The following is a 26,526-nucleotide window of genomic DNA, read 5'->3' on the forward strand; positions in this document are numbered from 1 at the left end:
AGAATTTCAAAGGGAGGCTGCTCGAACCGATTTGGGAATATGACCCGTTTTCTTCTTAAAAAAGTTATTAAAATAAGTGGGGTACTCGAAGCCGAGAGCATACGCGATGTCAGCAATATTCCAATCCGTATGTTGCAGCAGAGCGTTGGCTTCGTGGATAATCCGGTCGGCAATGTGAGCGGTGGTTGGTTTGCCGGTCACTTCCTTGACCGAGCTATTCAAATGATTGACGTGGACAGACAACTGTTTCGCAAAATCCTGCGCCGTTTTTAATTCTAATGGACGGTCGGTGCTTTCGATGGGAAACTGTCGTTCCAGCAGGTCAAGAAATACAGATGTAATTCGCACAGCTGCATTTTTGTGTTCGGGAGTGTTTTCGGAAGGCTGTAGTTTCAAAGCCTCATGAATAATCAGGTTGATGTAGTTACGGATCAGCTCATCCTTAAAGGCATAATCCGTATCCTGTTCGGCAATCATCTTTTGGTAGATAGGAGCAATAGCCGCTTTTTGCTCCTTGTTCAACGTTAAAATGGGCGTACCACCGATTTTAAATAAGGGCGATTGCAGGAGGCTCTCGGAACGGTCGCTTAGCTTGAGAAACTCCTCGGTAAAGAGACAGGCGTAGCCTTCGTTTATGGTCGAAACAACCTCACAGGAGTAAGGGATACGCGGATTGCCAAAAAACAAAATGGTCTCATTCGTTTCAAAACTCCGATCTGCATAATGAAAAACATACGTTCCGGTGTTCAGGCTGATTTTGTAGAAATCTTTCCGATTGTAACTATGACCACCAGACTTGCTATCTATTTCATAGGCTTTGAAACCCTTTAGTTTTACCTCGGCAGTAAAATCTGATACCTGTACGTTTGCCTGTTTATTCATGACACAAAGTTAAGAAAATCAAAGCTTACCAGTATGCCGAATCTCATACAGTCGATCTATTGGTACATTGACGGTAAGATTCTGTCAACTAGGTGATTCATTTGACCTATAGTAGGCCAATTAATTTCTCCGATTTTCGAGTTCAACTCTGTTGACTTGAAACTCTGGGATTTTAAGGTTTATGGGATAGGTACAGTAGTTAGTCCAATGCATGCCTATGAACATGACACCACACCATCAGCTCGACTCTAGAGATTAGAAATTTTTATAAGAAAACTCTGATGTTACGTATATAAGAAGTTTCCAGTGAAGGTTATTTTACATAAGTAGTTCATTGAAAACACATTAGATTATTTTTGTCATGCTGACGCAGGAAGCATCTTCGGTGGCTGGAGTAATTTACTTTGCCGAAGATGCTTCCTGCGTCAGCATGACAAAATATGCCTTTTAGAATAATCTAAACCAATTGTACTTGAGTACATAAGTTCATATTACCTGCATTAGAGAAAGAAATAAGACTTAATTGTTTTCGAACGATGATCAAACGTTATAATAAAAAAAGAGTATGAAGCTTGTTATTCTGTTCGGTCCGCCTGCTGTTGGAAAAATGACCGTGGGTCAGGAGTTGGAAAAAATAACGGAGTTAAAGTTATTTCATAACCACATGTCCTTAGAACTGGTCAATCAGTTTTTCGACTTTGGAACCCCTCCCTTCGAACGGCTCGACCGTATAATCCGCTTTGCTTTCTTTGAGGAGATTGCTAAAAGCGATCTGGATGGATTGATATTTACGTATGTCTGGGACTTGAATCAGCAGGAGGATACGGACTACATTGAAGAAGTAGCTCAACTATTCATGAATCAAGGAGCCAGTATATTTTATGTAGAATTAAAAGCCGATCTGTCAGAACGATTACAGCGAAATCGAGACGGGCATCGGTTAGCCTGTAAGCCGTCCAAACGAAACGTTGCCGCTTCTGAAGCGTCACTGCTACATTTTGAGGCAAACTACCGGATGAATACGCTGGAAAATGAATTTGGCCAAAAGCAGATCCTTACTATTGATAATACAACTATGGAGCCGCTGGAGGTAGCGAGGTTGATTAAACAATGGCTCAATCAGCAGTCACGGGAATAAACACGTACGAATCGTCTTTTTGACGCTATAGCTCCCGTACAAGGTTGAATTTCATAAGATACTGGCCGGTTTTCGTTGTTTTACCAGATTAATACCTTGTTAATCAATTAAACGAATTTCGAAATTCCAACGGCGAAAAATTGGTCTTGGTTTTGAACAACTTGCTGAATGACTGGGGATGTTCAAAGCCTAATGCATAGGCAATTTCGCTGACCGACAAATCAGTGGCGGATAATTTCTCTTTCGCCCTCTCAATCAGCTTGTCGTGGATGTGCTGCTGGGTGGTTTGTCCGGTTACTAATTTGAGCAGAGAGCTTAAATACGTAGGGGTCAGGTTGAGTGATTCGGCAACGTACTGAACGGTTGGTAATCCGGTTTTCATCAACTCATCGCTGTTGAAATAGTCGGCAATAACGGTCTCCAGACGATCCAGAATTTTGTGATTGGTTATTTTTCGGGTGATGAACTGACGTTGATAAAACCGTTCCGAATATTTGAGCAGCAGTTCAAGTTGAGCAATAATCAGATCCTGACTGAACTTGTCAATGTTTGAATGATACTCCTGCTGAACGCTTTGCATGATACCAGCAATGGTTATTTCCTCTTTCTCGGAAAGAAACAAAGCTTCATGGACCGAATAATCAAAGTACTCGTACTGCTTGATGGTTTTGGCTAAAGGCGTATTCCATAAAAAGTCGGGATGAATCAGCAACATCCATCCCGACTGATTTAATGGTGAATTCTGATCAACCTCAATTTTGAAAACCTGACCCGGTGCAATAAAGAACATGATCCCTTCATCAAAATCATATTCCTGCTGACCGTATCTCATCCTGGCAGAAAAATTCCTTTTCAATGCAATCGAATAAAAATCGAACACCAGGCTGGTTTCATTGGCATACAGGTGCTTGATTAATTCTAAATTGATCACGCTGATTAACGGATGTTCCGGTTTAGGCAATTCCCTGAACTGATGAAATTCGCTGATCGTTTTAAATCGATGAGGTTGCATAGTTGGCATAGTCCAATGTACTCCTTTCTAAACGTTGAAATAGTGTCCAAGTTCCAGGTCTTCAAGAAGAGAGATATGCTCCGGATGCCAGTTCAGGCGTTCCTGGGTTAGCTTGCTTGAGGCCGGGCAGTCGAGCGAAGTGAAGGAAGCAAACCAGCCAAAATGATCAACGGCTTCTTCCGGCGATTTAGCGACAACCGGAATGTTCAGGTGCCTACCAATGGATTCAGCAATATCTCTGAACGCAATGCCCTCTTCGGCCACCCCGTGAAACCGGGTTCCTGACGTAGCGTTCTCCAGCGCCAGTCTGTAGAGATGAGCCGCATCGAGTCTGTGCACAGCCGTCCAGCGGTTAAGTCCCTCGCCCACGTAAGCCGAAACGCCTTTTTCGCGGGCGATGTTGATGAGCATGGGGACAAAGCCATAATCGCCCTTATCATGAACGGATGGTGAAAGACGTACCACCGACAGACGCACTCCCTGCGACGCCACCGAATCGGCTGCCTCTTCCGACGCTACGCGCGGATGGGAGGTGGATTGGGAAGTGGGCACAATATCTTCGGTCGCCAGGCGGCCTGGGCTAACGAGCGCGGTGCCGGAGGTAACGATCAATGGACGATCGGAACCGGCGAACACGGAGCCGAGGGTCTCAATAACGTGCCTGTCTGTCTCGCATACTTCCTTAAATCTGGAGAAGTCGTGGATGAAACCCGTGTGAATGACACCATCTGAGGCTTCGGCTCCCTTCCGCAGGCTGTCCAGATCCTCAAGATCACCCCGATAGACCTCAGCACCCGCTGCTATAAGCGATTTAGCGGCTGAATCCGACCGGGCGAGACCGACCACCTGGTGGCCCGCGCCCATCAACTCCTGAACAATGGCAGAACCAATGAAGCCTGTGGCTCCTGTAACAAATACGCGCATGATTTGACTTTTTGTGGATTGAAATTTGATTTCTACTGATCTAGCAACGAGCTAGTTATGCTGGCTTTTATTGACCCATTGCAGCGGCAAATTCTTTGGCAAAATCCGTCAGCTTTACGTTGCCCATAGTAGCTGGTTTGTGGCGGTAATAATCTTCTGCCAATACGCCATTATAAAGGCTGCCGTACATTTCAACCAGGTCGGCCGCTATGGTTGGGTTCATACCTATGGTTACTAAACCGGCAAGCGTTTGTTCGTCAGTGATCAATTTCCACTTCAGATCTGGCTTACCAATAGCTGCGCCTAAAATGCTGGCAGTTTCGTCACCAGTACGTTCTTCACTGGCCACATACCGTACGTTGACGCCCACCGATGGTGTTGTAATTTCTTCGGCAACAGCAACCGCAATATCCCTTGGCGACACCCAGGGTATCGTATGATCAGCACCGTAGTTTGCGGCAATAACGCCTTCCGTTTTGATCATGCCGGCATAGGCATATAGATTATAGAAAAAAGAAGTGGGGCGAATGTGCGTAATGGCTACGTCCGGTGATAATTCGTTTAGAATCTGCTCTACATCGTGAGCACCCAGCAGAATCCCAGAGCCTTCACCTGCCTCTAAATGAGCGCCAAAAGTACTTAGGTTTACCACCCGCCTGACGCCAGACTGCCCGATGGCTTTTGCATAATTATGGCCGATTTTGCGATAATACCCCAACAGGTCGAGGTGATGATCGAAGTAATTGGCGGGTGGCACCATGGTGTACACAGCATCTGCGCCGGTAAAAGTAGTTGTCAGGAACTCAGCGTCCTCCAGTGAGCCGATGGCGGCCGTAGCACCCAGCGCTTCAATGGCTGATTGCTTTTCCGGCTTGCTGCTGACCACCGTTACCGCATGTCCTTTTTGTACCAGTTCTTCGGTTAATGGCTTGCTGATGTGTCCTAATGAGCCAGTTAGTATGATTTTCATCTTTCTGTTTTTTTGATGTTGCAAAGGTCCGCAACAGCCTAGAAACAGACGTAGTCAAATCTGTGGTTGTTGTAGTCAAAACAGTGGTGTGGCTGTCGAACCTGAACGGAGCTAATGACCTTGGTCATGACGTAGTGAAAACCTTCGGGTACTCATAACTGCCAGTGCGCTTTGGATGTATTTGGATTGACATCACTATCAATGGGAGACCAAAGAGTACGAGTAATCTTTTAAAAGCACCTTCGTAAAAACTATTCCACGAGGCCGAGTTGACGGGCACGTTCAGTAATCAATTGCCGATAAGCCTGCTGGCTGTCGTTAGTCAGAAAACTGGTGTCGATCCAGTTGAATACGGTTGCAAAGCGGGTACGAAATCGCTGATGTACGTTGGTACGTTGTCTGTCGGTCAGGCCGAGGTAGTGAGCAAACGTAACCCAGTCATCGGACCTGAAGCGACTCTTTTTTCCGTTGAGTGTAAGCGCCAGTTCTTCGGTGTCGGCGGGTAGGAGCAGTTTCGTGGCCAGTAGATCATAGGCCGGTGTAAGTGAGATACGCTGTTCGTCGGGACGCCAGAGCGAAAAATTTTTCAAATGCATGTCGGCGTTTCCTGTAAGGAAACAGAATAGCGTCAGTTCATACAGCGCCACTAAATCTAATGTCGCCTGCGTACTATGTTGCCTGATCAGTCGGGCAACCAGCTCCATTGACCCCCGATACTTGTCAGCCGTGAGTCGTTCGGCCAGTTGACAGAAATCTTCCATAGCTCGCTTTCGCCCTGCATCGGTTCGGTCGATGCGCCGGGTCAGATACGCCAGTTCGCCCGATTGCAGCCGAATCAGTGTGTGTGGCACCGTCGCGATGCCAAACACCTGCGCCAGATGCATGGTCAGATCTTCATTTTCGGCCATTTCTGGATACATCGGAAAGGGCGGCTTCAAAATATAGCGCCCCCACAAGCCAACTAATGTCAGACGCGACATTCCCTCACTGGTTTGCAGATCCAGCGATAGTTTAGGTTGCACACCCGTAACCGTTATGTGCTGACGGACAATTTGCTCTGCCAGTTCGTGCATCGTCGCCAGCGAATAGGGCAGTAGTGGTGGCTTCGGCTGACCAAACAGGGCCCGACTGCAGCGGGGGTGAAAGTCGGGTCGGGCTTCGGGTAGAGGCTGATAGCAGTACAGGCAGCGGCTCATACGTTTTCAGGGTTAGCGACCACGCTTACAGCACCGATGCAGTCGCGACAGCAGGCCAGCAACAGGCCAAAGCGGTCAGTAGAACGAAGTTTCCAGTTTCGTTCAGCAATGTCGAGCAGCCAGCCTTCGGGAATCAGGCCGTCGAAAAACGGGAACAGTACCCTATTGCTATAAGGTAGGGTGGTTAGCGGTAGGGTCAGGCTGACTGGTTGCGCGTTGGGGTTCGCTACGTAGTCGGCGTCGTAGACGAAGACATAGCCTTCGTCAGTCTCAGAGAGCCAGCCAACTGGCGTCTGTTCCAGCCAGATACGGGCGTTACGTGGCATGGTGGGGGAGGGTTTCTGATGCTGGACGATCCATCGGCACCGGCCCGGCCTGATGATTGAACAACCCAAGTACCTGATTGACTTTATCAAGCCGCAGAGCCAGTTTACCTTGTTCCAGGTCGCGCACAAACCGTAATCCTACACCAGCTTTATAAGCCAGTTCTTCCTGAGTTAGCCCCGCCTGTTTGCGTCGCTGTTTCACAAATTGCCGAAACGTATTATGCATAGCTATACCTTATCGGGTATAATTCTTGTCACTTTTGCTAAATATATACCTTATCGGGTATAGTTCAAAGTAATGTAATTTATTTTATACCCAATCGGGTATAGAATCATTCTGACCGATAGCCGCTAAATAGTTGTATTCAGGTAATACAACTGGGTTCAGAACTGTTTGATTTTCGTAATTTCCTGTCGCTTCGGCGATCCGATTGGTTTTCGTTGTTTAATCATTTGCCGACCTTGTAGGTTTGTACTATAAATAACCAACATCGTTATGAGTACAACAATGCAGAAACGCAAACTAGGAAACAGCGGTCTTGAGGTATCGGCCAACGGTCTTGGCTGCATGGGTATGAGCTTTGGCTACGGCCCGGCCAAGGATACAAAAGAAATGATTCCGCTGATTCATGCTGCTGTTGAGCAGGGCGTTACGTTCTTCGATACCGCCGAAGTATACGGCCCCTTCACGAACGAAGAACTGGTGGGCGAGGCTCTGGAGCCGTTCAAAGGCAACGTAGTGATTGCCACCAAATTCGGTTTCAACATTCAGGATGGAAAAATGGCTGGATTGAATAGCCGGCCAGAAAACATCAGAGCGGTAGCCGAAGCCTCTATGAAACGACTGCGTGTCGACGTAATTGATTTGTTCTACCAACACCGTGTTGACCCCAACGTACCGATTGAGGACGTAGCAGGAACGGTGAAGGATTTGATTCAGGAAGGGAAAGTGAAGCACTTCGGACTGTCGGAAGCGGGTGCCCAAACCATCCGTCGTGCGCACGCCGTCCAGCCGGTTACTGCCTTGCAAAGTGAATACTCGCTCTGGACCCGTCAGCACGAAAAGGAGATCATTCCAACCATCGAAGAATTGGGCATTGGTCTGGTGGCATATAGTCCGCTTGGAAAGGGCTTTCTGACCGGAAAAATCGATGAAACGACTCAATTTGCCGCAGGCGATATTCGCAATACGTTGCCAAGATATACGGAAGAAGCCCGGATTGCCAATAAAGCTCTGCTGGATTTACTCGATCAGTTTGCTGAGCGACACAATGCCACTACCGCGCAGATTGCCTTAGCCTGGGTGTTGGCGCAGAAACCCTGGATTGTTCCCATTCCGGGCACCACGAAACTGCACCGCCTGACGGAAAATAACGGAGCCGCTACGATTCAGCTAACGGCTGACGAACTTCGGGAAATTGAGGAAGCCTCTGCCCAAATTGACGTAGTAGGGAATCGGTATACCGAACAAATGGAAAAATCGACAGGGTTGTAAATGGCCAATCAGCTTAATAGAACGCAGATTTTTATGATCGCTATGATACCGCAGATAAAGTCATAATGATCATAAAAATCTGCGTTCTATAAAATCCAAGGTAACTGATAACGATCATGACATCCAAACCCCTATCCCGCCGGGATTTCTTCCAGTACGCTGGGTTGACCGGCTCCGCCTTTTTGCTGGGACTTTCCTCGTCTATAGGGCGTGCTGCTACGTCCCAACTGCCTACGGGCGCATTGGCTGAGCCTCTCCAGTTTACGCCCTATATCCGGATTGATTCAACCGGAGCCATTACCATCTTCAACACCAAACCGGAGATGGGGCAGGGTACGTTTCAGTCAATTCCTGCGCTGATTTGCGAAGAGTTGGAGGTGCCGCTGGAGATGGTGACAATCAAACAGTCGAATGGCGAAAAGGAACTGGGTACGTTGCAACGGGCCGGTAGCAGTGCATCGATACGTACCAGCTTCACCGAATTACGGAAGGTAGGCGCTTCGGCCAAAGAAATGCTGGTCAAAGCTGCTAGTACTCGTTGGGGCGTCGACGTAGCGAGTTGCCGGGCCTCAGCAGGAACGGTGGTTCACGTCCCAACGAAGCGGGTGCTGACTTACGGCGAACTCGCACAGGAAGCCACCAAACTGGAGATTCCAAAAGAGCCGAAGCTGAAAGACCGAAAAGACTTCACTATTATTGGCAAACCAGGCGAGCGGCCTGACGTACCGTTGAAGACCTGCGGTAAAGCCGAGTTTGGGATTGATGTGGAAGTGCCGGGTATGCTCTACGCCACCGTGGAACGCTGCCCGGTGATTGGCGGTACGTTAAAAAGCTTCGATGCCAGTCAGGCGCTGAAGATTCCGGGCGTGGTCAACGTGGTTGATGTGGAGCGAGTGGTCGGCCGGTTTCATCTCAAGGGTGTAGCGGTCGTTGCCAACTCGTACTGGACGGCCATGCAGGCTCGCAAAAAACTGGTCATCGAATGGGACACGAAAGGATTTGAAACTTTCAATTCATCTGATTACGAGAATAAACTACGTTCACTAGCCAATACGGAGGGCTTGCCGGATAAATCCATTGGGTCAGTTGATACACTAAATCTGTCTCCGCAGAATACCATCGAGGCTTTTTACGAAACACCGATGGTGGCCCATCATGCGCTGGAACCCATCAGTTGCGTGGCTCACGTGCAGGGCGATAAGGTGGAAATCTGGACATCCACCCAGGTGCCTAGTTCGGTAACCGGCAGCGGCCCCAATGATCTGCATAAGCATGTCGGTTTCAAGCCCGAAAACATTAAGATGCACACGACATTCCTCGGGGGTGGTTTCGGGCGACGGCTGTACATCGACTTCATCATCGAAGCGGTAAATCTGGCCAAACAGATCGATAAGCCCGTTAAAGTAATGTGGTCACGGGAAGACACTACGTTGCAGGGACCGTTTCGGCCCATGACGTTCTCCCAGCTCAAGGGTGGTTTATCCGACGATGGCAAACTGGTTGCTTTTCAGCATAAAGTGATTAGCCCGTCGTATCTGGAATCGGTCAATACTACGTTCGACAACACCAAACCCGACCCCATTATGGTGGAAGGCATTGGAGAACAAGCCTACGAAATTCCGAACCTTAAAACGTCGTATGTGCGGACGGATTACCATGTTCCCTTGGGAGCCTGGCGTTCAGTCACCAGTTCGACGGTAGCGTTTGCTCATGAATGTTTTATTGACGAGTTAGCGCACAAAGCAAAGAAAGATCCGCTGGCCTTCCGATTAGAGATGCTATCCAAACCTACTGATGTACAGCGGGTTTTGCGCAAACTCAAAGTCGTATCGGATTGGGACAAACCGCTACCGAAAGGAAAAGGGCGAGGAGTAGCGCAGTGGGAGTTTTTCGCGGGTTTATGCGCGCAGGTGGTCGAAGTAACGTATCGCCCGGATAAATCCATCAAAATTGATAAAGTAATTGCCGTCATTGATCTGGGGGAAGTCGTCAATCCGGACAATGTGCGGAATCAGGTCGAAGGGGCTATCATCATGGGGATTGGTGCCGCTGTAAAACCCGGCATTACACTGGTAAACGGCAAAGTGATGCAAAGCAATTTCTACGACAACCCGCTGATACGTATCAATGAAGTGCCCGAAATCGAAGTCCACATTCTAGCAGAAGGGGGCAAGGTAAAAGGGGTAGGCGAACCCGGTTTACCGGCGCTTGCTCCCGCACTGGCCAACGCCATTTTTGCCGCTACGGGCAAGCGTTTCCGGAAAATGCCCTTTTCGTTAGAGGCCGTTTAGGGAGACCGCAGCAACTTTGACAAAGTCCAAACCATAGTACTCATCTTACTTCGTTGTCGATTTTTTCAATTTACTGAGTGTAAACGGTTCACCTGGTGCCAGGACTTTGATCCGTCCCGGATTAACAATCGCTTTAGCCAATTTTTCAGGATCGCCGTTGAAGGGGTTGAAATCTGGTGCATCGACTGATCCCCAATGACAAAGCAGGAGCGGGGTGTTCGGATACGTATTAGCCAGTTTTACAGCTCCCTCGAAGGTGAAATGCCATTCACTGTCCGAAAAATCAAAGAAAATAGCATCCGGCGTAGGCATCGTCAGGTGGCCTGGCGTTAAGCGGGAATCGCCCGTCGCCCAGATGTTCCCATCCGGCGTTTCAATCCAGAAGCCGCAAGCATCTTCATTTTTGAAACGACGCTTACTCATCCCCGGATACGCATTTTGATACGCGTGATCGGCTGGTGTTAGTTTTACCCGCACCGGGCCAAATTTGAATGTATCACCTATGTTATGACCAAACGAGGGTAACCCTAAATTTTTCATCAGCGAGTCGACATAAACGGTCGAGTGATAGGCTGTCGTGACGCCTTTTAGATCCTGATTGGTAGGAACGCTGAAGTGGTCATTATCGGCATGGGTTACCAGAATGGCATCCAGTTTGGGAACGTCTTTGGGCGCAATCGGAAAGTCAATCAGGACGGGCATGTCAAAGCCTTCCAACAGCGGATCGACCATGAATGTTGTCCCGCGAGAGTTGACAAAAAAGCCGCCAAAACCCAGCCAGCGAATGGTGGTTTGTTTGGAAGCGGCAAAAGCATTGGCCCCAAATGGCTGCGTTTTGGGTGCGCGGGCCTGATATTTCCTGGCTGCTTTCTTCTGTGTACTGTCAGCCGTTATTTGGGCCTGTGCGTTTATTGTTAATAGGATACCAGCTACGGCTGATAATGTCCAATTTCTTGCATTCATTGTATTCGTTCATTTATTAGCCGGGCACCTGGCAATACCAGCTTACGAGTATCCAGGCTTATTGATGAGACAAAGGTCTTTCTATTTTTTCCTCAGCGACTTATACAGATTCCGGTTTTACTTACCATAATTACCGATTGAGCGTGTGGGGTGAACATCGGCAAAATCCATCTGTTAGTTTAGTATAGTCGACATCGAAGTGTATGGATAAAATCAGAAAAATAGAGAGCGTTGCCCAGTTTAATACCCAGCGTGGACAGCAAACCCTGCATCCCCTGGTAAGTGTGCTGGATCAGTCCAAATCAACGCCCATCCATCCGACTCGTCAGCTCTCGGAGCTGTACATTATCTTTTTGAAGGATGCACACTGTTCACCGCTTACCTATGGGCGTAACCAATACGACTACCAGGACGAGACGCTGCTGTTCATTGCACCGGGGCAGGTATTCGGGTTTGATGAGCACGAAGAAACCCTGCAACCGAATGGGTGGGCGCTGGCCTTTCATCCCGACCTGATTCGTGGCACTTCGCTAGGAAGACATATCAAGGACTATAATTTTTTTGGCTATGACATCAACGAAGCGCTGCATATTTCAGGGCGAGAGCGGCAAATCGTTCTGGAGTGCTTTCAAAAAGTTCAGTACGAATTAGAGCATGCCATTGATAAACATAGTCGGACGCTGATGGTCAGCACAATTGAGTTGTTTTTGAACTACTGCGTCCGGTTTTATGACCGGCAGTTTATCACCCGTGAGCATCTGAATAAAGATGTGCTGATCCGCTTCGAAGAACTACTGGATACCTATTTTGTCTCTGATAAACCACACGTCCTGGGCCTGCCTTCGGTTAGCTACTGCGCCGATCAATTGAATTTATCCGCCAACTATTTCGGTGAATTAGTCAAGAAAGAAACCGGAAAGTCAGCCCAGGAGTACATTCAGGCTAAAGTGATCGAGGTGGCAAAAGAAAAGGTGTTAGATACTGGCAAATCGATCAGTGAAATAGCCTATGAAATGGGGTTTAAATACCCGCAGCATTTTACCCGGCTCTTTAAGCAACATGTAGGCCAGTCGCCCAATACATACAGGTTACTAAATTAACAGCAACAGTGTGAAAACGCAAAAATCAGGCTTATCACTGGTCGTCCTTATCATGGGTATACTGTCATTCTTTAGCGCAGGCAACGCGTCTGCTCAGGAGAAAAAACAAATAGTGAGACTGGCAAAACTTGTCATCGATTCGGCTCACGTAGAAAGCTATAAGGTGTTACTGAAGGAAGGCATTGAAACGGCGGTACGTGTTGAACCGGGCGTATTAACGCTTTATGCTGTTTCCGAAAAGGAGCAGCCGACCCATTTCACCATTTTAGAAATTTATGCAGATTCTACGGCGTACCGATCTCATTTGCAGACCCCTCATTTCATTAAATACAAAACGCGTACAAAGGACATGATCAAGTCTCTTGAATTGGTCGAGACCGTTCCCCTTGTGCCTAAGATGAAGATAAAATAAAAGAGACTTACGTACTGACAAAAAGTCGCCCATCCCTCAAATCAAGCAACGATGAAAAACATACTCATTCTGGGTGCCAGCGGTGCTATCGCCAGGCATGTCATTGACATTCTGGTTAAAAAGGACGACGTAAACCTGACGTTGTTTCTGCGCAATGCCCGCCGATTACGTAACACCGACGTTTCGAAATGCCGGATTATTGAGGGTGACGTCCTGAATAGCAAACAGCTCAGTGAAGCCGTTGCTGGTCAGGATATTGTGTACGCTAACTTGGCAGGAGATCTGGAAGCAATGGCTAAAAACATTGTAGCCGCCATGAACGAGCAAGGGGTTAAAAAAATCATCTTCATTAGCTCGATTGGAATTTATGATTCGCCACTAAGACCTGTCCTGAAACCTTATCGGAAAGCAGCCGATGTGTTTGAAGCCTCCGGGCTTGACTACACGATTTTACGGCCAACCTGGTTTACTAATGTCGATGAAGTAGACTACGAGATCACCCGAAAAGGCGAACCAGAAAAAGGCTCGGTCATTTCGCAGAAAAGCCTGGCAACGTTGATAGCAACTATCATCGAAGCGCCTGAAAAATACAGTCACGAAAATCTGGGCGTGAATAAGCCAAATTCCTGATGACGCATTGTGCCACCGACAAGGTCCGTTAGCTACTTCCTGAAATCACAACAGCTACAAAATAGTTTACCAACTATGAAAATCGCCGAAACCAGGCTGATCCTGTTGGTTGCTCTGCGAAGGGTCTTCGGCGTTATCTGCTGCCAGGGGACTTCACAAGGGCGACGTGATCAAATGCGCCTGCCCGGCATGGAGTATTGGCACGAGACTTTGGCTGATAAGCAGACGACGCACGTAGCGATTAACGCCAATACGGAGAAAGGTGTCGTTACGTGGTTGAAACGCGTCACCGATGAAGAGTACAACCAGTTAACATAAAGCTGCATAGATTTTTTCAATGTAGCTCCCAGTCAATTTTTATTTCCCCGGATTCTTCATTAAAAACTCTGTTATGATTACAACAAAAAGTTATGCCGCTCAAACAAAAGAAACTCCTCTGGCACCCTGGAATTTCGACCGGCGTGAGGTAGGGCCGCACGATGTTCAGTTTGATATTACGTTTTGTGGGGTTTGCCACTCCGATCTCCACCAGATTCGGGATGAGTGGGGTGGTAGTATTTTTCCGATGGTGCCTGGACATGAGATCGTGGGTCGGGTAGTAGCGGTCGGCGATCAGGTGACCAAATTTAAAATCGGCGATTTGGCGGGTACTGGTTGTATGGTCGATTCGTGCCGCATCTGCGATAACTGCCAGCATGGCCTGGAACAGTATTGCTCCAATGGTAATACGCTCACGTACAACAGCCTGGAGCAGGACAAGAAAACGCCTACCTATGGCGGCTACTCCAACACCATTGTAGTGAATGAAGATTTTGTACTTCATATCTCCGACAAACTGGATCTGGCAGCTACAGCTCCCCTGCTTTGCGCTGGAATTACGACCTATTCGCCCCTCCGGCACTGGAAGGTGGGTAAAGGGCACAAACTGGCCGTTCTGGGTCTGGGTGGCCTGGGACACATGGGCGTTAAATTTGGGGTGGCCTTTGGGGCTGAAGTGACGGTCCTGAGTACGTCTCCCAAAAAAGAAGAAGATGCCAGAAAACTCGGCGCACACAAATTTGTGGTCACCAGCGATCCCGCCCAGCTAGAGGCTGTAACGGGTTATTTCGATTTTATCCTGGATACGGTTTCAGCCGAGCACGACTATAACCAGTACCTGACTCTGCTGAAAAGTGATGGCGTACACATTTGCGTAGGCGCACCACCGACTCCTTCGTCTCTACTGGCTTTCAGCCTGATTCCTGGCCGGAAGAGCATAGCCGGATCAAGTATTGGCGGTATTGCTGAGACTCAGGAAATGCTGGACTTCTGCGCGGAACACAACATCGTTTCCGACATTGAATTGACAGACATTAAGGATATTGATGCGGCTTACGAACGCATGCTGAAGGGTGATGTCCGCTACCGGTTTGTTATTGATATGGCTACGCTGTAAAAAGTCGTCATAATCCCAGGATTACATTCGTCAACAAAGAAGGTAATGACCTTGTTGACGAATGTATCTTAATCAACCTTAACAGTAACGTCAATAATCATGAATACCAAAGAAAATCAAACCGCCATTTTTCCGAAAGGGGAACAGGCACCGGCTGACTATTTCACGGGAACAGCCTGGGCGAAAATGCTGGTCACACAAGATCCGGCCTTTAATACGACAGTAGCCAACGTTGTGTTTGAACCCGGTTGCCGAAACAACTGACATAGCCATAAGGGTGGGCAAATCCTGCTTTGTACCGACGGTACGGGTTATTACCAGGAGAAAGGCAAATCAATTCAGTTGCTTCAGAAAGGCGATGTTGTCCAGATTCACCCCGACGTAGTGCACTGGCACGGTGCTACGCCTGACAGCGAATTTACCCACATTGCCATCGGTCCTAATGCGCAAGCAGGCGCGGCAGACTGGATGCAGCCGGTAACGGACGAAGAATACAACAGCTTCAGCCAACAGTAGAGTCAGCAGGTAGCCGCATTTCTTTATCAGCGATTTGGCTAAACCAACTTAATATTGGCTTCTCTGAACTTAGTGGCTAACTGCTGTAATAACTGGCTTTTCAGATTGGCCTCATCATAAATACTTTCTATCCAGACCAGCACTTTTAGCTCCACCGTATCGCCACCAATAGCTGTCACTAAAATATCTGGTGACATCGTTTGCAGAGACCCTTCTAATTGACTCGCTTCGGTTTTTATGATCTCCCGCATGGCTTGCAGGTCAGTATCCATAGTCACCTTCAGGCTGAATTCCGTTTTCAGATATGTATCATTTGAGGTCCAGTTGACCAGGCGGTTCGACAGCAAATCACCATTTGGAATAATGACCTCGGAGCCCTGGGAAGTAATCATCTTACTTGAGCGGATGCCAATGTCACGTATCCGGCCTTTTTTGTCGGCCAGTTCAATGTAATCCCCGATTCGGAACGGTTTTTCGAACAGTAAGATGATGCCCGACACGAAATTGTTGATGATGGTTTGCATACCTAACCCAATACCTACGCTAAGGGCACCCAAAACCACCGTAAACTTGTCGACGGAAACACCCGATGCAGCAACTGCCAGCAATACGCCGGCAATGATAATGACCAGTCGAATCAAGGCAAGCATCGAGCTAACCTGACTGGTCTGCCCATCGACAACTGGAAGCTGACTTTCTCCGAAAAACAAGCCTATATTTTTTTGTAGCAGACTTGATAAGTAAAGAATTATGGAAAAGGCCAGCACATTACTCAGCGTAAAGCTGATGCTGCCAAATGAGCGAGGTCGGGTGAGAATTTGATAGAGAAAATTGAACACGCTATCAGCGATGCCTAAATTGATAAAAAAGACAAGCAGCCAAATCGCAATAGCTATAAACGCCAATCCTCGTTTAAACGACCAGCGAGTATGTCTTACATTGACACGCGAGAAAAGCCCTTCTGAGCTGGCGCTTAGTTTGATCTGTAATTCTAAAGCTTCCAGGACCACTTCGATAAATACGCCCAGGCCCGTGATCTGAATAAGACCAATAACGGCTGTAATGCCAAAGGTTTTAGCCAGACTGATTCGACCCAGAATATTCAGGACAATGGCCAGCACGATTAATACGAGATAAAGTTTACTGATCGGACGAATCAGGCGATTCGTAATCGGTTTGCGAGGCAATCGCTTTAAATAGATAAAACCAACGTACAGAAAAGCGATGTTTAACGCGATGAGCCAAAGACGCAGAAAAACTGAATCACCAACGAATGGATACGTTAGAATCAGTAGCAGATACAAAACCCCGGATAAGCTCCAAAGCCTGGACTCATGTTTGGAAAAGCCTTTCCATAAATGAATCGTAAGTACCAGAAATAAGACGAGTTGGATAATTTCAATGTATAAAGTTGGCGACTGTGGCTCAAACAAAGGGGTTAAACTGAGCAGTACGATCAGTGAGCTGACAATAGGGATCGGCTTTATGTTATTGAATTGAAGCTCACCTATTTTTTGCCGGAGCGAAGGCGTTCTCGCTTTTTTGAAGTTCGTATATACCCAAATAAAAAACGCTCCTGACACTAAGAGCAGCAACAGACGATTGTCCCAGGTAGAGGCAAAAAAGTATTTCAGAATTTTATTCTGTCCCTGATACGTTGACTGGAAGAGCGTCTGCCAATTGCTACCAGCGACAGTGGCTGGTGCCTCCCACAGATAAGGCGACTCTTTTTGAAAGGTATTTTCGGCTGACTTTTGCAGACGTTCATTGATGGTGGTCTGCAACGTATTGATAGTTAGCAACGTCCCTGATACGTCGGCCAGCAGTCGGCTGACGGTATCTAATTTGGCACTGGTCCGTGTACCGGCATCCTGAAGCTGTAGTCTCAGACCAACCAACTGATCGGCATAAAGCTTTTTTTCTGTCGTATCATTGCCTGCTACCGTCAATAGCGAATCTGAACTGAGAGCAAGTACCTGATCGAGCCGAGTTTGTAAATCGTTGTTTGATTTGGATAAAGTTGTCCGCCAGCTCGTTAGTTTTTCCAGCGCATCGTTCAGAATCAGGTTATAGTTGGTAAGGTTTTTTGCTTCAACGACTTTCTTATGCGCCTGCACATCGGCTGAGATAGGGTTTATGTTGGCCTTCACACTGGCCAGACCTGTCCGGATGCGTGTAATGCCATAGCCCCGTTTATTGGCCGCCTTGAGTTCAGTAATAACTGACTGTGCTTTTTGAATTTTAAATAATAAGGTATCAGGAATGGTTTGCCCTATAGCTTTATCCTGAACCCTGACTGTGTCCTGCGCTATTGAAGCAGTCGGAACCGCCAGTATAAACACACTAAGCAGAAGTTGACTGAAATATTTTTTTATGGCCATGCGGTTGTAAAAAGAGTAGGCGTATGTAATCAACTCAGATCGTGTCCATCTGGTTGTAACATGCCTTTACTTAACAACGATGGCTTTCTCGCTATTGATCTCCATTGGTCGTTTCAGAATTACTTAGAAGAAGCTACCGTACATTCGGACCAGTACGGATTGTGTCGAACTACTACTAACGAAACGTATTGGTAGCCAGTTGAAAGCGCTTCGGACTGGAACCTGTCCATCGTTTAAACGCACGGCGAAATGAACCAGGCTCCTCATAGCCTGTCAGTTGAGCGATTTCAGCAATCGTGTAGTTCCGCGTACCCATAAGCTGAAAGGCTAACTCCTTACGAATACCGTCAACAAGTTGGCCAAAAACGGTTTGTTCCTGTTCGAGTTTCCGTTGCAGTGAACGTATCGATACGTTCAGCCGATCAGCTATCTCTTCAATAACAATCGTCTGCTGATTAACCAGGCATTGACGAATGTGCGCCCCTACCCGATCAGACCAGGTATAGCTACTCTTACCCACACAGGAACGTTCCACTATCTGGTTCAGATGATCATACAGTTCAGGATTATGGGTCACAATGGGCCGGTTTAAATCGCACCGACGAAAATACAATCGGTTTGCGCCCGTATCGAACTGCATAGGCGACTGAAAAATAGCCTGGTGCCGTTCCAGCGATGATGGCTGAGCATGCTGCCAGTCAATCTTAACCGGAGTAATGGGCTGTTTACTAAAGGTTTGCAAGATCTGTAACGTAACTACGAACATGCCTTCCACGGTATGTCGACAATAATACGGATAGCAAATCGCATACATATCCAGGAAGGTGATGTCAATGTACGTCAACTCTCCCCGATCAACCGTGGCAAACGCCTGGTAATAATTTGGATTGGTGAACAATTCCCGATGCTGACCAAATCCATGTAGCACTACGTATAACGATGAACTGACCTGAGCCATCAGATTGACAATTCCGCCCCAGGTTGTGCCTAACTGCTGTCCTAAACACAACCCTAAATTAGTGGTATCGAGCTGTTGAGTCAGCCTCAGCCATAATCGCTCCTGAACGGAAGGCTCAATGTGGCAGTCAGGATTCTCTAAATCCAGGTACGACAAATGAACATCATCACACACCTGACGGATCGCGGATTCATTTCCCTGAAGAGCGATCTGGAGCAGTAGCCTGACACAGTTGGTATTGTATTGTTTTACAGCCATGTTGGTGAACAATTTAATCACCCAGGAAGCTACTACGAGTTTACCAGCGAAGCTTGCCTTTACTTGCTTAGCAGGAATAAAATTGGCATGAAGTGATCTTTTTTTGGCATGAACAGAATCCCTGTCGCCGAACCTCCCGCTCTATTTTTCTGCAAGATAAATAAGCCGTTTCTGCCTGCTTTCCCGCTTAGTACACAGGCGTTATGGGTGTGCAGCAAAGCCCCTGAGGCCGCAGATCGGATTAGTTTATTGCAGGTATATCCCATCCACAATCGTTTAATTAATGAACAAGCAATTTCTTCTTTACGCAGTTTTAACCAGCAGTCTGTTTGCCAGTTGCAAGCCCAACGGAGCCAATGATTCTGTATCACCTCAGAAAGGGTATGTCACGGGAACCATCGTCGACACGCAAGGCTGGCCGATCAGTGGGGCCTTTGTTTTTATCAGCAGTACGGGACCTTATTCAAGCGGAGCTTCGACTCATACCGATGCACGAGGCAATTACCGAATAAAAATGGATTATGGGGCTTATCGCATTTACGCTACGTTCGACAAAGAATACGCACAAAAGAATTACGAAATCCAGTTAAAACCCAATAACTCAGACAGTTTCTCCGTAGATGACAGCCCAGTGATTGATTTCAAATGGGTGTTGAGCGGAAAGAAACCGATACCGCTTCAGGGTTATTTCGGCGGTTATATCGGCTTGTATCAGGGCGAAACGAACATTCCCAAAAATGACGTTGAGTTTACGTTCACCCCTATCGAATTAATTGACGGCAGTACGTTAGAAAAGCCCATCGTTCTTAAACCAGGCAATGTCAGTGTTCAGTATCTGGAGGATTTGCCGCTAGGCACCTATGCGGTTAAGGCTGTTCACAAACCATCAAGTGGCGGGCCAGTCAAAGAAATTTTGTTGCGAAATAAAGACACCCAGCAAACCAGCGTAGCCAATGGAACAGTTAATCTGGCGTTTACCCCCGAATCGGCCGGATTCTACCGGGCAAATCTTGAATTTTACGAGCGCTAGCTAATTTCCATCAGTCTGTCAGCAAAGGTCCCCATCCAATTGCTTAAAATTGACTGTGATAATGCACTAATGCTAAGTAGCGTAAGGCAAAACCCGTCTTTTAGAATAGGTACCTGTGATAACTTCGTGCAGGAAGTGTATTAACTTCATGTTCACGAATCATGGGTACCATTACTTATTTACGACTGTTTATAATGAAAAAAGACAACGTTCGTGCCTTAACGAATAAGAAGATTATCTGGCTCTGTACCCTGACTCCTTTACTCTGTCTGGTGGGCTATCAGGTTCCGAAAGATCCGATTGATCGACGGATTAAGCGCATGGCCCCCGAAAAAGCGGCCCAATTAGCCAAAACGATCGAGGCCACCGTAACGCCCGAGCTTGCCGAAGGGCTTACGCTACGTCTGTGGGGCGTGGATTCGCTGGTCGCCGATCCGATTGCCATCAATATGGATGATCAGGGCAGGTTGTTTTACACCCGCACCAATCGGCAGAAAAATTCTGAATTCGACATTCGAAGTCATCAGGACTGGGAAATCGAATCGAACCGGCTGCAAAGCATTGAAGACAAACGGGCTTTCCTGCATCGGGTCTTGTCGCCCGAAAACAGCGCCAAAAATGACTGGCTAAAAGATCTCAATGGCGACGGATCTCATGATTGGCGGGACATGACCGTTGAAAAGGAAAATATCTTCCGCCTTGAAGATACGTCCGGCGATGGCGTCGCCGATTTATCGCAGTTGGTCGTCGATGATTTCCACGATGAAGTGACGGATGTGGCCGGGGGCGTTTTAAGTAATGGTAACGATCTGTATGTCGCCGTGGCACCCGATTTGTGGCGTATGCAGGACAAAGATGGTGACGGCATCGCCGAAACGAAAACCTCGATCTCGCACGGTTATGGCGTTCACGTTGGCTTTGGTGGTCACGGCATGTCGGGTATCGTGATGGGACCGGATGGCAAAATTTACTGGCAGATCGGCGATATTGGCTTCAATGGCAAAGGGCCCGATGGCAAGAAATGGGAACATCCCAATAGTGGCGTCGTGGTACGGTCCAATCCCGATGGCAGCGATTTCGAAGTGTTTGCGTATGGGGTACGTAACACGCACGAGTTCGTTTTCGATGAATACGGTAACCTGATCAGCGAAGACAACGACGGCGATCATCCGGGCGAAAAAGAACGACTGGTGTATATCGTCAACGGTTCGGATACGGGCTGGCGCAGCAACTGGCAGTATGGCAAATACCGCGACCCGAACAACAATACGTATAAAGTCTGGATGGATGAGCAGATGTACAAACCACGCTTTGACGGGCAGGCGGCTTACATCACCCCTACCCTCGCCAACTTCGTAAGTGGCCCGGCGGGTATGCGTTACAATCCCGGTACGGCCTTGAGTCCGGCATATAAAAACACGTTCTTCATCGCTGAATTTGTCGGAAACCCCGCCCGATCGGGTATCCATGCCTTCAAGCTAAAACCCAAAGGCGCTTCGTTTGAGCTGGGCGAACAGAAAAAAATTCTGGGTAACGTATTGGCTACCGGCATTGATTTTGGCCCCGATGGCGCTTTATACGTAGCGGACTGGATAAATGGCTGGGATGCTAAAGATTATGGTCGTATCTGGAAACTGGACGACAAAGCCGGGGCAGCCTGGGCGGATCGGCAACGGACAAAAACCTTGCTAGCCGCTCAATTTAGCAGCCGCACTGAAACCGATCTGGGCGATCTACTCAAGAACCCGGACATGCGTGTTCGGCAGAAGGCTCAGTTCGAGTTAGCTAAACGAGGAGCCAAAGGCGTTGACGCGTTTACGGCAGCCATTAAACAAACCGACAACCAGTTGGCGCGAGTGCACGGCATCTGGGGAATCAGCCAACTGACCCGGCAGGATAAGCAGTATGGTCAGTTACTGTTGCCTTTGCTGGCGGATAAAGACCCTGAAATTCGCGCGCAGGCGGCCAAATGGTTAGGCGATGTTCGGTATACCGAAGCAGGGCCAGCGCTGGTTCCGTTACTGAGCGACGCCAACAGCCGGGCACGTTTCTTCGCGGCCGAAGCGCTGGGACGTATCGCTTATGAACCCGCTATTCAGCCTATTATTAAACTGCTGGAAGCCAACAACGATGAGGATGTTTATATCCGTCATGCCGGTAGCCTGGCCCTGGCCCGAATTGGGAAAGCTGCGCCTGTTGTGGCTTTAGCCAGTCATCCGTCACGGGGAGTACGTATTGCGGCCGTGGTGGCTCTTCGGCGCATGAGCGATCCGGGTATCGCGGCTTTCCTGGCCGATAAAGATGAGTTTGTTGTCACGGAAGCCGCGCGGGGTATCAACGACGACCTGTCCATTCCCGCTGCGTTACCAGCGCTTGGCAAGTTGCTGCAAACGACATCTTTCAAAAATGAGCCCTTGTTACGTCGCGCCATCAATGCAAACTTACGGGTAGGTACGCCTGAAGCGATGCAAACGCTGATCGATTATGCCCAGAAAGACGGAGCACCGCTGGCGATGCGTGGCGAAGCGATGGAAGCCCTGAGTACCTGGGCGAAACCATCCGTACTTGACCGGGTAGATGGCCGCTATCGGGGGGTGATCGAACGGGACCCGGCCCTGCTTAAATCAAAGACAGCCGATCTGTTCACGAAGTCATTGACCCACCCCGAAGTAGCCCTTCGACTGAGTGCGATCAAAGCGATTGCGAAATTGAATCTAACTGAAGCGTCTGAGCCGTTGGTCAACCGGTTAACCACGGATAAAGACGCTGCGGTGCGGGTTGCCGCCTTGCGCGCACTGGCTTCGATGAATGATAAACAACTGAGCAAAGCCATTGAAACCGCGCTGGCCGATAATGAAAAAAGCGTTCGGGTGGCCGGATTGGATTTATTAGCCAAATCGAATATGACCAAAGATCGCATCGTGACGCTGTTGACTGACGTAGTGAACACGCGTACAACTGAGGAAAAACAAGCGGCTCTGCTCACGCTGGGAAAACTCCCGATTACCAGTTCGCAAAAAGCGTTTGATCAATTACTGACAAAAATGTCGGCTGGTACGTTACCCGCCGAACTTCAACTGGAACTGGAAGAAGCCATCGAAAGTAGCCACTCTCCTCAGTTGACCGCCCGGTATAAAGCCCTTACGTCCAAACTATCGCCCGATGCTTTAGCCGCTACGTATAAAGGAAGTCTGTTGGGCGGAGAGCCCGATCTGGGTCGGCGTATTTTCTTCCGCCACCAGACAGCGCAGTGTATCCGGTGTCATGCCTACGACGATCTGGGGGGCAATGCCGGTCCCCGACTGAATGGCGTAGCGAGTCGACTTACCCGCGAACAGCTTCTGGAAGCTCTGATCAATCCAAGTGCTCGTTTAGCGCCGGGATTTGGAACGGTTGAGCTAAAACTAAAGAACGGCAAAACAATTAATGGGATTTTGCAGGGTGAAACGCCTACAGAGGTTAAGGTAAAAGTGGGCGATCAACCCGACACCAGCATCCCGAAGGTACAGATTGCCAAGCGAACGACCGCTCCGTCGAGCATGCCCGAAATGAAATACCTGCTTACAAAACGGGAAATCCGGGACGTAGTGAGTTTTCTGGCGACGCTGAAAGACGATAAATAGGTTACACTTTTTTGTCATTCCCGTTAAAACTAGTCATCAAAAATGCCGCTCCTGAAAAAGTAAGGAGCGGCATTTTTGTTTCTCAACAGTCCGTTTTCAGCGTGAATTATGGCTACTGTTTATTGACATTTTGTGGCTTCCTCAACCGATACAAGCGTTGCGACAGGGAAGAAAATTCAGGGCAATTAAGTTGGGTGACTACGGGAAAGCTGGTCTTGCGATGGCGAAACAAAACTCTTCACTTCTGGTTTGAGAAAAAGTTGACAAGGCTTTCCAACTGTCGAAACAACTTCATTGCGTGCCCCTCTTTCCCGGCCATAATGGCTATACTAATCCAACAAAAACAATAACCCATGAACCAGATTCCCGCTAATTTTAACCCTTTACCCTATAACCCTTCCTACGAACAACCGGAACCCGACGAAGCCCAGACCATTCAGGAAATTATCGACACGATGGCTGACATCCAGCGAAAAACGTACCAGTCGCAAGGGCATGCCATACGGAGTGTACACGCGAAAGGTCATGCCATCCTAAAGGGGGAGCTACAGGTGTTCGACAACCTACCCCCTTACTTGGCGCAGGGCTTATTCGCAAAACCCGGTACGTACCCGATCGTAGCCCGTATTTCCACACAGCCGGGTGATGTATTGCCCGATAGCGTATCAACGCCCCGTGGTATTTCCTTTAAAGTGGCTGGCGTAGAAGGCGAACACCTGCCTGGTGCGGACGAGCAGACAACTCAGGATTTTATCGTAGTTAACAGCCCGGTTTTTCCGCAGCAACTGAAGGATTTTCTAAATGGGCTCAAACGGTTCGATCTCCTGACAAACAAGGCTGAAGGCTTAAAGGAAGGCATATCTAAAACGCTACGTGCTGTTGGCGAAGTCGTTGAGAAAATCAGCGGCTCCGACGCGGGTGTGATGCCCGGTATGGGCGGACAACTGGCTGTACACCCGATGGGCGACACTTATTATTCGCAGGGCGCTTTTTTATACGGGAAGTACATGGCTAAGTTTTCCCTCACACCGGTAACACCCAACCTGACTGCGCTGAAAGATCAGCCCATTGATATAGACAGCGATGATTATGCCCTGCGTCACCTGTTGCAGGACTTTTTTGCTACCAACGGCGGGGAGTGGGAATTTGGCGTACAGCTATCGACCGACATTGAAAAGATGCCGGTAGAAGACGCTTCGGTAGAATGGTCGCAGGACGAAAGTCCGTACCTTACCGTTGGGAAAGTCACGATTGGCCCGCAGGAAAGCTGGACCGAGGAAAAGGCCGCCCTAGTCGATGACAAGATGTACTTCAGCCCCTGGCATGGCCTGTCAGCGCACCGTCCATTGGGGTCCATTCAGCGGGCCCGTAATAAGGCTTACAAGGCATCGGCCGAATTTCGCAGGAATATGTATGGCAAATCGGATAACCCGGAGGAAGTGAACTAAGCCTAATGTCTTCCTGAATTGATTCGCCTTTTAGACAATTGTGCGTAGCAAGCCATATACCCACCTCCTTCCTACAGTCCAATGGCTTAGGATGGGGTGGGGTATATGACTTCTAAGGGAGCGGTATTGAGACTGCTTTAAGCACATCTCCAGGATAATGGCTACATCAAATAGCTGGATCAGCGGGCGTAGCGGGATTCGTTAACCGTTCCTGATCCGGATACGGGTAAAAATTCCGGGTCCGTTCCGTCAGATTCGTTGGTGGCGCAGGACGGCCAAACCGACGGCTATCTTCCAGCCGTTGCCCAGTCAGGAATAACTCCGCTCCGCGCTGTTTATAAATTTCCAGCAAAAGCGCATCACTGGTAACAGCTCCACTATAAGCCGCTAGTCCGGGATATACCCCAAACGGGTCACCAGTCCGTTGCGTCCGTACGGCGTTGATGTCGGTCACAGCCGCATTCAGATCGCCGTTGCTACGTACCAACGCTTCCGCCCGGATCAGTCGAACTTCATCGGGTAAATAAACGGGAATGGGTCGGTCGATCGCATCAAAGAAGCCTTTGAGCGTTTTTAACGCTTCGCCACCGACGCTTTTATCGGGCGTGGTCAAATAAAACGCCAGCCGTCCATCGCCACTTTCTACCGGAGTTGCGGGCAGACCTAAGTTGGCTCTGGGCGCGTAGTTAGCCGAGATCTGAACCTGTTGATAAATTGGATTCGGACTTTGCGTGTTGTACACAAACTGAGACCGCGCACTCAGATTCACTGCGTTAGCTGCTGCCAGTGCCGCTGCGTAATTACCGGCAACCAGATTATACCGAGCCCGATACGCCTGTATGGTGTTGATCAGATCGAAATCGGTTCCTGCCACCTGACTGGCAAAAGTAGCCGAAGGTGGCGTTGCTGTTACTAACGTAACGGCCTCATCCAGCAGCCGAATAGCTTCGGCTAACGCAGCTTTACGGTCTGAGAAAGTAACCTGACCGTTTCGGTTGGTCTGTAGGGGCATCTGTTCAAAGGCGGTGGCTAATCCACCCAGTGCCATGGCCTTAAACAGGTTCGCATGAGCCATAACGCCACTACGCATTGTAGGATCGCCGGCCAGCACCGTTGGCGCATTCGCGATGATGTCTTCGGCCATACCCATCACGCGTAGTAGCCGTAGCCAAAGATTCAGTACATTCCCGTTAAACGTGGGTAGTCCCGTTCCTCCGGCCTCAAGCTCCTGGATATTCGTGAACGTAGTAATTCCCTTAACCTCTTTAGCCGTGGTTCCTGGCGTCAGAATGAGTGATTCCAGACCAGAGGTAGAATAGAATTGCCGCATGCCAATGCTCAGCGTAATCATCCCGTCGCGGGTTGTGAGCACCTGCGCATCGGTGGGACCATTCGGGTTGGTTATGTCCAGTTTACAACCCGCCATGGATAAGGCAGCTATAACTAAAAAAATTCGTATCGATTTCATGTTCAGATCAGTTGACGGTTTGCGACGTAGCATCCTTGTGATAACGACACCGCTTAACCAGAGGAGTCTT

23 protein-coding genes and 1 pseudogene are annotated in these 26,526 nt (G+C 48.5%); 13 read left to right on the forward strand and 11 right to left on the reverse strand.

Annotated elements, in window-relative coordinates:
- Positions 1–6 precede the first annotated feature (6 nt).
- Entirely contained in the window at positions 7–882 is an 876-nt protein-coding gene (locus tag IC230_RS27790) for a helix-turn-helix domain-containing protein (RefSeq protein ID WP_191042338.1), read from the reverse strand.
- 565 nt (positions 883–1,447) lie between these two features.
- On the opposite strand from IC230_RS27790, the gene IC230_RS27795 reads away from it, so the two are divergent.
- On the forward strand, positions 1,448–2,020 hold the full coding sequence (locus IC230_RS27795) for an AAA family ATPase (protein ID WP_191042339.1): 573 nt from the start codon (positions 1,448–1,450) through the stop codon (positions 2,018–2,020).
- Between the two features lie 103 nt (positions 2,021–2,123).
- On the opposite strand, the gene IC230_RS27800 is transcribed toward IC230_RS27795, so the two are convergent.
- The 6 genes from IC230_RS27800 to IC230_RS27825 all read right to left on the reverse strand — a co-directional run bounded on the left by IC230_RS27800 (position 2,124) and on the right by IC230_RS27825 (position 6,674).
- Positions 2,124–3,041, reverse strand: coding sequence for a helix-turn-helix domain-containing protein (locus IC230_RS27800; protein ID WP_191042340.1), 918 nt, complete (start codon positions 3,039–3,041; stop codon positions 2,124–2,126).
- Between the two features lie 18 nt (positions 3,042–3,059).
- Complete coding sequence (locus IC230_RS27805; RefSeq protein WP_191042341.1) at positions 3,060–3,956, reverse strand: SDR family oxidoreductase; 897 nt, start codon at positions 3,954–3,956, stop codon at positions 3,060–3,062.
- A 67-nt stretch (positions 3,957–4,023) separates the two neighbouring features.
- Positions 4,024–4,926 carry an NAD(P)H-binding protein gene (locus tag IC230_RS27810; RefSeq protein WP_191042342.1) on the reverse strand — a complete coding sequence of 301 codons (903 nt, stop codon included), beginning with the start codon at positions 4,924–4,926 and terminating at the stop codon, positions 4,024–4,026.
- 251 nt (positions 4,927–5,177) lie between these two features.
- A complete protein-coding gene (locus IC230_RS27815) occupies positions 5,178–6,122 on the reverse strand; it encodes a HipA domain-containing protein (protein ID WP_191042343.1) in 945 nt (314 codons plus the stop codon).
- Positions 6,119–6,448 carry a HipA N-terminal domain-containing protein gene (locus IC230_RS27820; protein ID WP_191042344.1) on the reverse strand — a complete coding sequence of 110 codons (330 nt, stop codon included), beginning with the start codon at positions 6,446–6,448 and terminating at the stop codon, positions 6,119–6,121. The genes IC230_RS27815 and IC230_RS27820 overlap by 4 nt, the downstream gene beginning before the upstream one ends.
- Positions 6,438–6,674: a helix-turn-helix transcriptional regulator gene (locus tag IC230_RS27825; protein ID WP_191042345.1), complete on the reverse strand. Its 237-nt coding sequence runs from the start codon at positions 6,672–6,674 to the stop codon at positions 6,438–6,440. Before IC230_RS27825 ends, IC230_RS27820 begins: the two co-directional genes overlap by 11 nt.
- 282 nt (positions 6,675–6,956) lie before the next feature.
- On the opposite strand from IC230_RS27825, the gene IC230_RS27830 reads away from it, so the two are divergent.
- Positions 6,957–7,943 carry an aldo/keto reductase gene (locus IC230_RS27830; protein ID WP_191042465.1) on the forward strand — a complete coding sequence of 329 codons (987 nt, stop codon included), beginning with the start codon at positions 6,957–6,959 and terminating at the stop codon, positions 7,941–7,943.
- Positions 7,944–8,059: 116 nt separating this feature from the next.
- Positions 8,060–10,234 (forward strand): xanthine dehydrogenase family protein molybdopterin-binding subunit, encoded by a 2,175-nt coding sequence (locus IC230_RS27835; RefSeq protein WP_191042346.1) that lies wholly within the window; start codon positions 8,060–8,062, stop codon positions 10,232–10,234.
- A 45-nt stretch (positions 10,235–10,279) separates the two neighbouring features.
- Here IC230_RS27835 and IC230_RS27840 read toward each other — a convergent pair whose 3' ends face one another.
- Positions 10,280–11,197, reverse strand: coding sequence for an MBL fold metallo-hydrolase (locus IC230_RS27840; protein ID WP_191042347.1), 918 nt, complete (start codon positions 11,195–11,197; stop codon positions 10,280–10,282).
- Positions 11,198–11,400: 203 nt separating this feature from the next.
- Between IC230_RS27840 and IC230_RS27845 the strand changes: the two genes are divergently transcribed.
- The 7 genes and pseudogenes from IC230_RS27845 to IC230_RS34215 form a co-directional block, all read left to right on the forward strand.
- Positions 11,401–12,297, forward strand: a complete 897-nt coding sequence (locus IC230_RS27845; protein ID WP_191042348.1) for a helix-turn-helix domain-containing protein — start codon at positions 11,401–11,403, stop codon at positions 12,295–12,297.
- A 10-nt stretch (positions 12,298–12,307) separates the two neighbouring features.
- Positions 12,308–12,709 carry a putative quinol monooxygenase gene (locus IC230_RS27850; protein ID WP_317171859.1) on the forward strand — a complete coding sequence of 134 codons (402 nt, stop codon included), beginning with the start codon at positions 12,308–12,310 and terminating at the stop codon, positions 12,707–12,709.
- A gap of 51 nt (positions 12,710–12,760) precedes the next feature.
- The gene (locus IC230_RS27855) at positions 12,761–13,339 is read left to right on the forward strand and encodes an NAD(P)H-binding protein (protein ID WP_191042349.1); all 579 of its coding nucleotides are present in this window, start codon (positions 12,761–12,763) and stop codon (positions 13,337–13,339) included.
- A 75-nt stretch (positions 13,340–13,414) separates the two neighbouring features.
- Positions 13,415–13,657, forward strand: a complete 243-nt coding sequence (locus IC230_RS27860; RefSeq protein ID WP_191042350.1) for a cupin domain-containing protein — start codon at positions 13,415–13,417, stop codon at positions 13,655–13,657.
- 73 nt (positions 13,658–13,730) lie between these two features.
- Entirely contained in the window at positions 13,731–14,774 is a 1,044-nt protein-coding gene (locus tag IC230_RS27865) for an NAD(P)-dependent alcohol dehydrogenase (RefSeq protein ID WP_191042351.1), read from the forward strand.
- 99 nt (positions 14,775–14,873) lie between these two features.
- Positions 14,874–15,038, forward strand: a complete 165-nt coding sequence (locus IC230_RS34210) for a cupin domain-containing protein (protein WP_223860898.1) — start codon at positions 14,874–14,876, stop codon at positions 15,036–15,038.
- A gap of 12 nt (positions 15,039–15,050) precedes the next feature.
- Positions 15,051–15,290 (forward strand): annotated as a pseudogene (locus tag IC230_RS34215) (cupin domain-containing protein); the annotation flags it as partial.
- Positions 15,291–15,328: 38 nt separating this feature from the next.
- Here IC230_RS34215 and IC230_RS27875 read toward each other — a convergent pair.
- Positions 15,329–17,671, reverse strand: coding sequence for a mechanosensitive ion channel family protein (locus tag IC230_RS27875; protein WP_191042352.1), 2,343 nt, complete (start codon positions 17,669–17,671; stop codon positions 15,329–15,331).
- A 175-nt stretch (positions 17,672–17,846) separates the two neighbouring features.
- On the reverse strand, positions 17,847–18,887 hold the full coding sequence (locus IC230_RS27880; protein ID WP_191042353.1) for an AraC family transcriptional regulator: 1,041 nt from the start codon (positions 18,885–18,887) through the stop codon (positions 17,847–17,849).
- Positions 18,888–19,170: 283 nt separating this feature from the next.
- Between IC230_RS27880 and IC230_RS27885 the strand changes: the two genes are divergently transcribed.
- From IC230_RS27885 to IC230_RS27895, 3 genes are all read left to right on the forward strand, one after another.
- Positions 19,171–19,917 carry a carboxypeptidase-like regulatory domain-containing protein gene (locus IC230_RS27885; RefSeq protein ID WP_191042354.1) on the forward strand — a complete coding sequence of 249 codons (747 nt, stop codon included), beginning with the start codon at positions 19,171–19,173 and terminating at the stop codon, positions 19,915–19,917.
- Positions 19,918–20,111: 194 nt separating this feature from the next.
- Positions 20,112–23,540 (forward strand): HEAT repeat domain-containing protein, encoded by a 3,429-nt coding sequence (locus IC230_RS27890; protein ID WP_191042355.1) that lies wholly within the window; start codon positions 20,112–20,114, stop codon positions 23,538–23,540.
- A 353-nt stretch (positions 23,541–23,893) separates the two neighbouring features.
- Positions 23,894–24,988, forward strand: a complete 1,095-nt coding sequence (locus IC230_RS27895) for a catalase family protein (protein ID WP_191042356.1) — start codon at positions 23,894–23,896, stop codon at positions 24,986–24,988.
- 166 nt (positions 24,989–25,154) lie between these two features.
- On the opposite strand, the gene IC230_RS27900 is transcribed toward IC230_RS27895, so the two are convergent.
- Complete coding sequence (locus IC230_RS27900; RefSeq protein WP_223860899.1) at positions 25,155–26,456, reverse strand: RagB/SusD family nutrient uptake outer membrane protein; 1,302 nt, start codon at positions 26,454–26,456, stop codon at positions 25,155–25,157.
- Between the last annotated feature and the right edge of the window lie 70 nt (positions 26,457–26,526).

It is taken from the genome of Spirosoma validum (assembly GCF_014699035.1).
Classification (GTDB): domain Bacteria; phylum Bacteroidota; class Bacteroidia; order Cytophagales; family Spirosomataceae; genus Spirosoma; species Spirosoma validum.

Coding starts and splice junctions, on each gene's coding strand:
- IC230_RS27825 (WP_191042345.1), bottom strand. CDS start 6,674: ATGCATAATACGTTTCGGCAATTTGTGAAACAGCGACGCAAACAGGCG.
- IC230_RS27875 (WP_191042352.1), bottom strand. CDS start 17,671: ATGGCCATAAAAAAATATTTCAGTCAACTTCTGCTTAGTGTGTTTATA.
- IC230_RS27885 (WP_191042354.1), top strand. CDS start 19,171: ATGAACAAGCAATTTCTTCTTTACGCAGTTTTAACCAGCAGTCTGTTT.
- IC230_RS27865 (WP_191042351.1), top strand. CDS start 13,731: ATGATTACAACAAAAAGTTATGCCGCTCAAACAAAAGAAACTCCTCTG.
- IC230_RS27800 (WP_191042340.1), bottom strand. CDS start 3,041: ATGCCAACTATGCAACCTCATCGATTTAAAACGATCAGCGAATTTCAT.
- IC230_RS27880 (WP_191042353.1), bottom strand. CDS start 18,887: ATGGCTGTAAAACAATACAATACCAACTGTGTCAGGCTACTGCTCCAG.
- IC230_RS27835 (WP_191042346.1), top strand. CDS start 8,060: ATGACATCCAAACCCCTATCCCGCCGGGATTTCTTCCAGTACGCTGGG.
- IC230_RS27895 (WP_191042356.1), top strand. CDS start 23,894: ATGAACCAGATTCCCGCTAATTTTAACCCTTTACCCTATAACCCTTCC.
- IC230_RS27840 (WP_191042347.1), bottom strand. CDS start 11,197: ATGAATGCAAGAAATTGGACATTATCAGCCGTAGCTGGTATCCTATTA.
- IC230_RS27790 (WP_191042338.1), bottom strand. CDS start 882: ATGAATAAACAGGCAAACGTACAGGTATCAGATTTTACTGCCGAGGTA.
- IC230_RS27820 (WP_191042344.1), bottom strand. CDS start 6,448: ATGCCACGTAACGCCCGTATCTGGCTGGAACAGACGCCAGTTGGCTGG.
- IC230_RS27810 (WP_191042342.1), bottom strand. CDS start 4,926: ATGAAAATCATACTAACTGGCTCATTAGGACACATCAGCAAGCCATTA.
- IC230_RS27890 (WP_191042355.1), top strand. CDS start 20,112: ATGAAAAAAGACAACGTTCGTGCCTTAACGAATAAGAAGATTATCTGG.
- IC230_RS27845 (WP_191042348.1), top strand. CDS start 11,401: ATGGATAAAATCAGAAAAATAGAGAGCGTTGCCCAGTTTAATACCCAG.
- IC230_RS27860 (WP_191042350.1), top strand. CDS start 13,415: ATGAAAATCGCCGAAACCAGGCTGATCCTGTTGGTTGCTCTGCGAAGG.
- IC230_RS27900 (WP_223860899.1), bottom strand. CDS start 26,456: ATGAAATCGATACGAATTTTTTTAGTTATAGCTGCCTTATCCATGGCG.
- IC230_RS27830 (WP_191042465.1), top strand. CDS start 6,957: ATGCAGAAACGCAAACTAGGAAACAGCGGTCTTGAGGTATCGGCCAAC.
- IC230_RS27795 (WP_191042339.1), top strand. CDS start 1,448: ATGAAGCTTGTTATTCTGTTCGGTCCGCCTGCTGTTGGAAAAATGACC.
- IC230_RS34210 (WP_223860898.1), top strand. CDS start 14,874: ATGAATACCAAAGAAAATCAAACCGCCATTTTTCCGAAAGGGGAACAG.
- IC230_RS27805 (WP_191042341.1), bottom strand. CDS start 3,956: ATGCGCGTATTTGTTACAGGAGCCACAGGCTTCATTGGTTCTGCCATT.
- IC230_RS27855 (WP_191042349.1), top strand. CDS start 12,761: ATGAAAAACATACTCATTCTGGGTGCCAGCGGTGCTATCGCCAGGCAT.
- IC230_RS27815 (WP_191042343.1), bottom strand. CDS start 6,122: ATGAGCCGCTGCCTGTACTGCTATCAGCCTCTACCCGAAGCCCGACCC.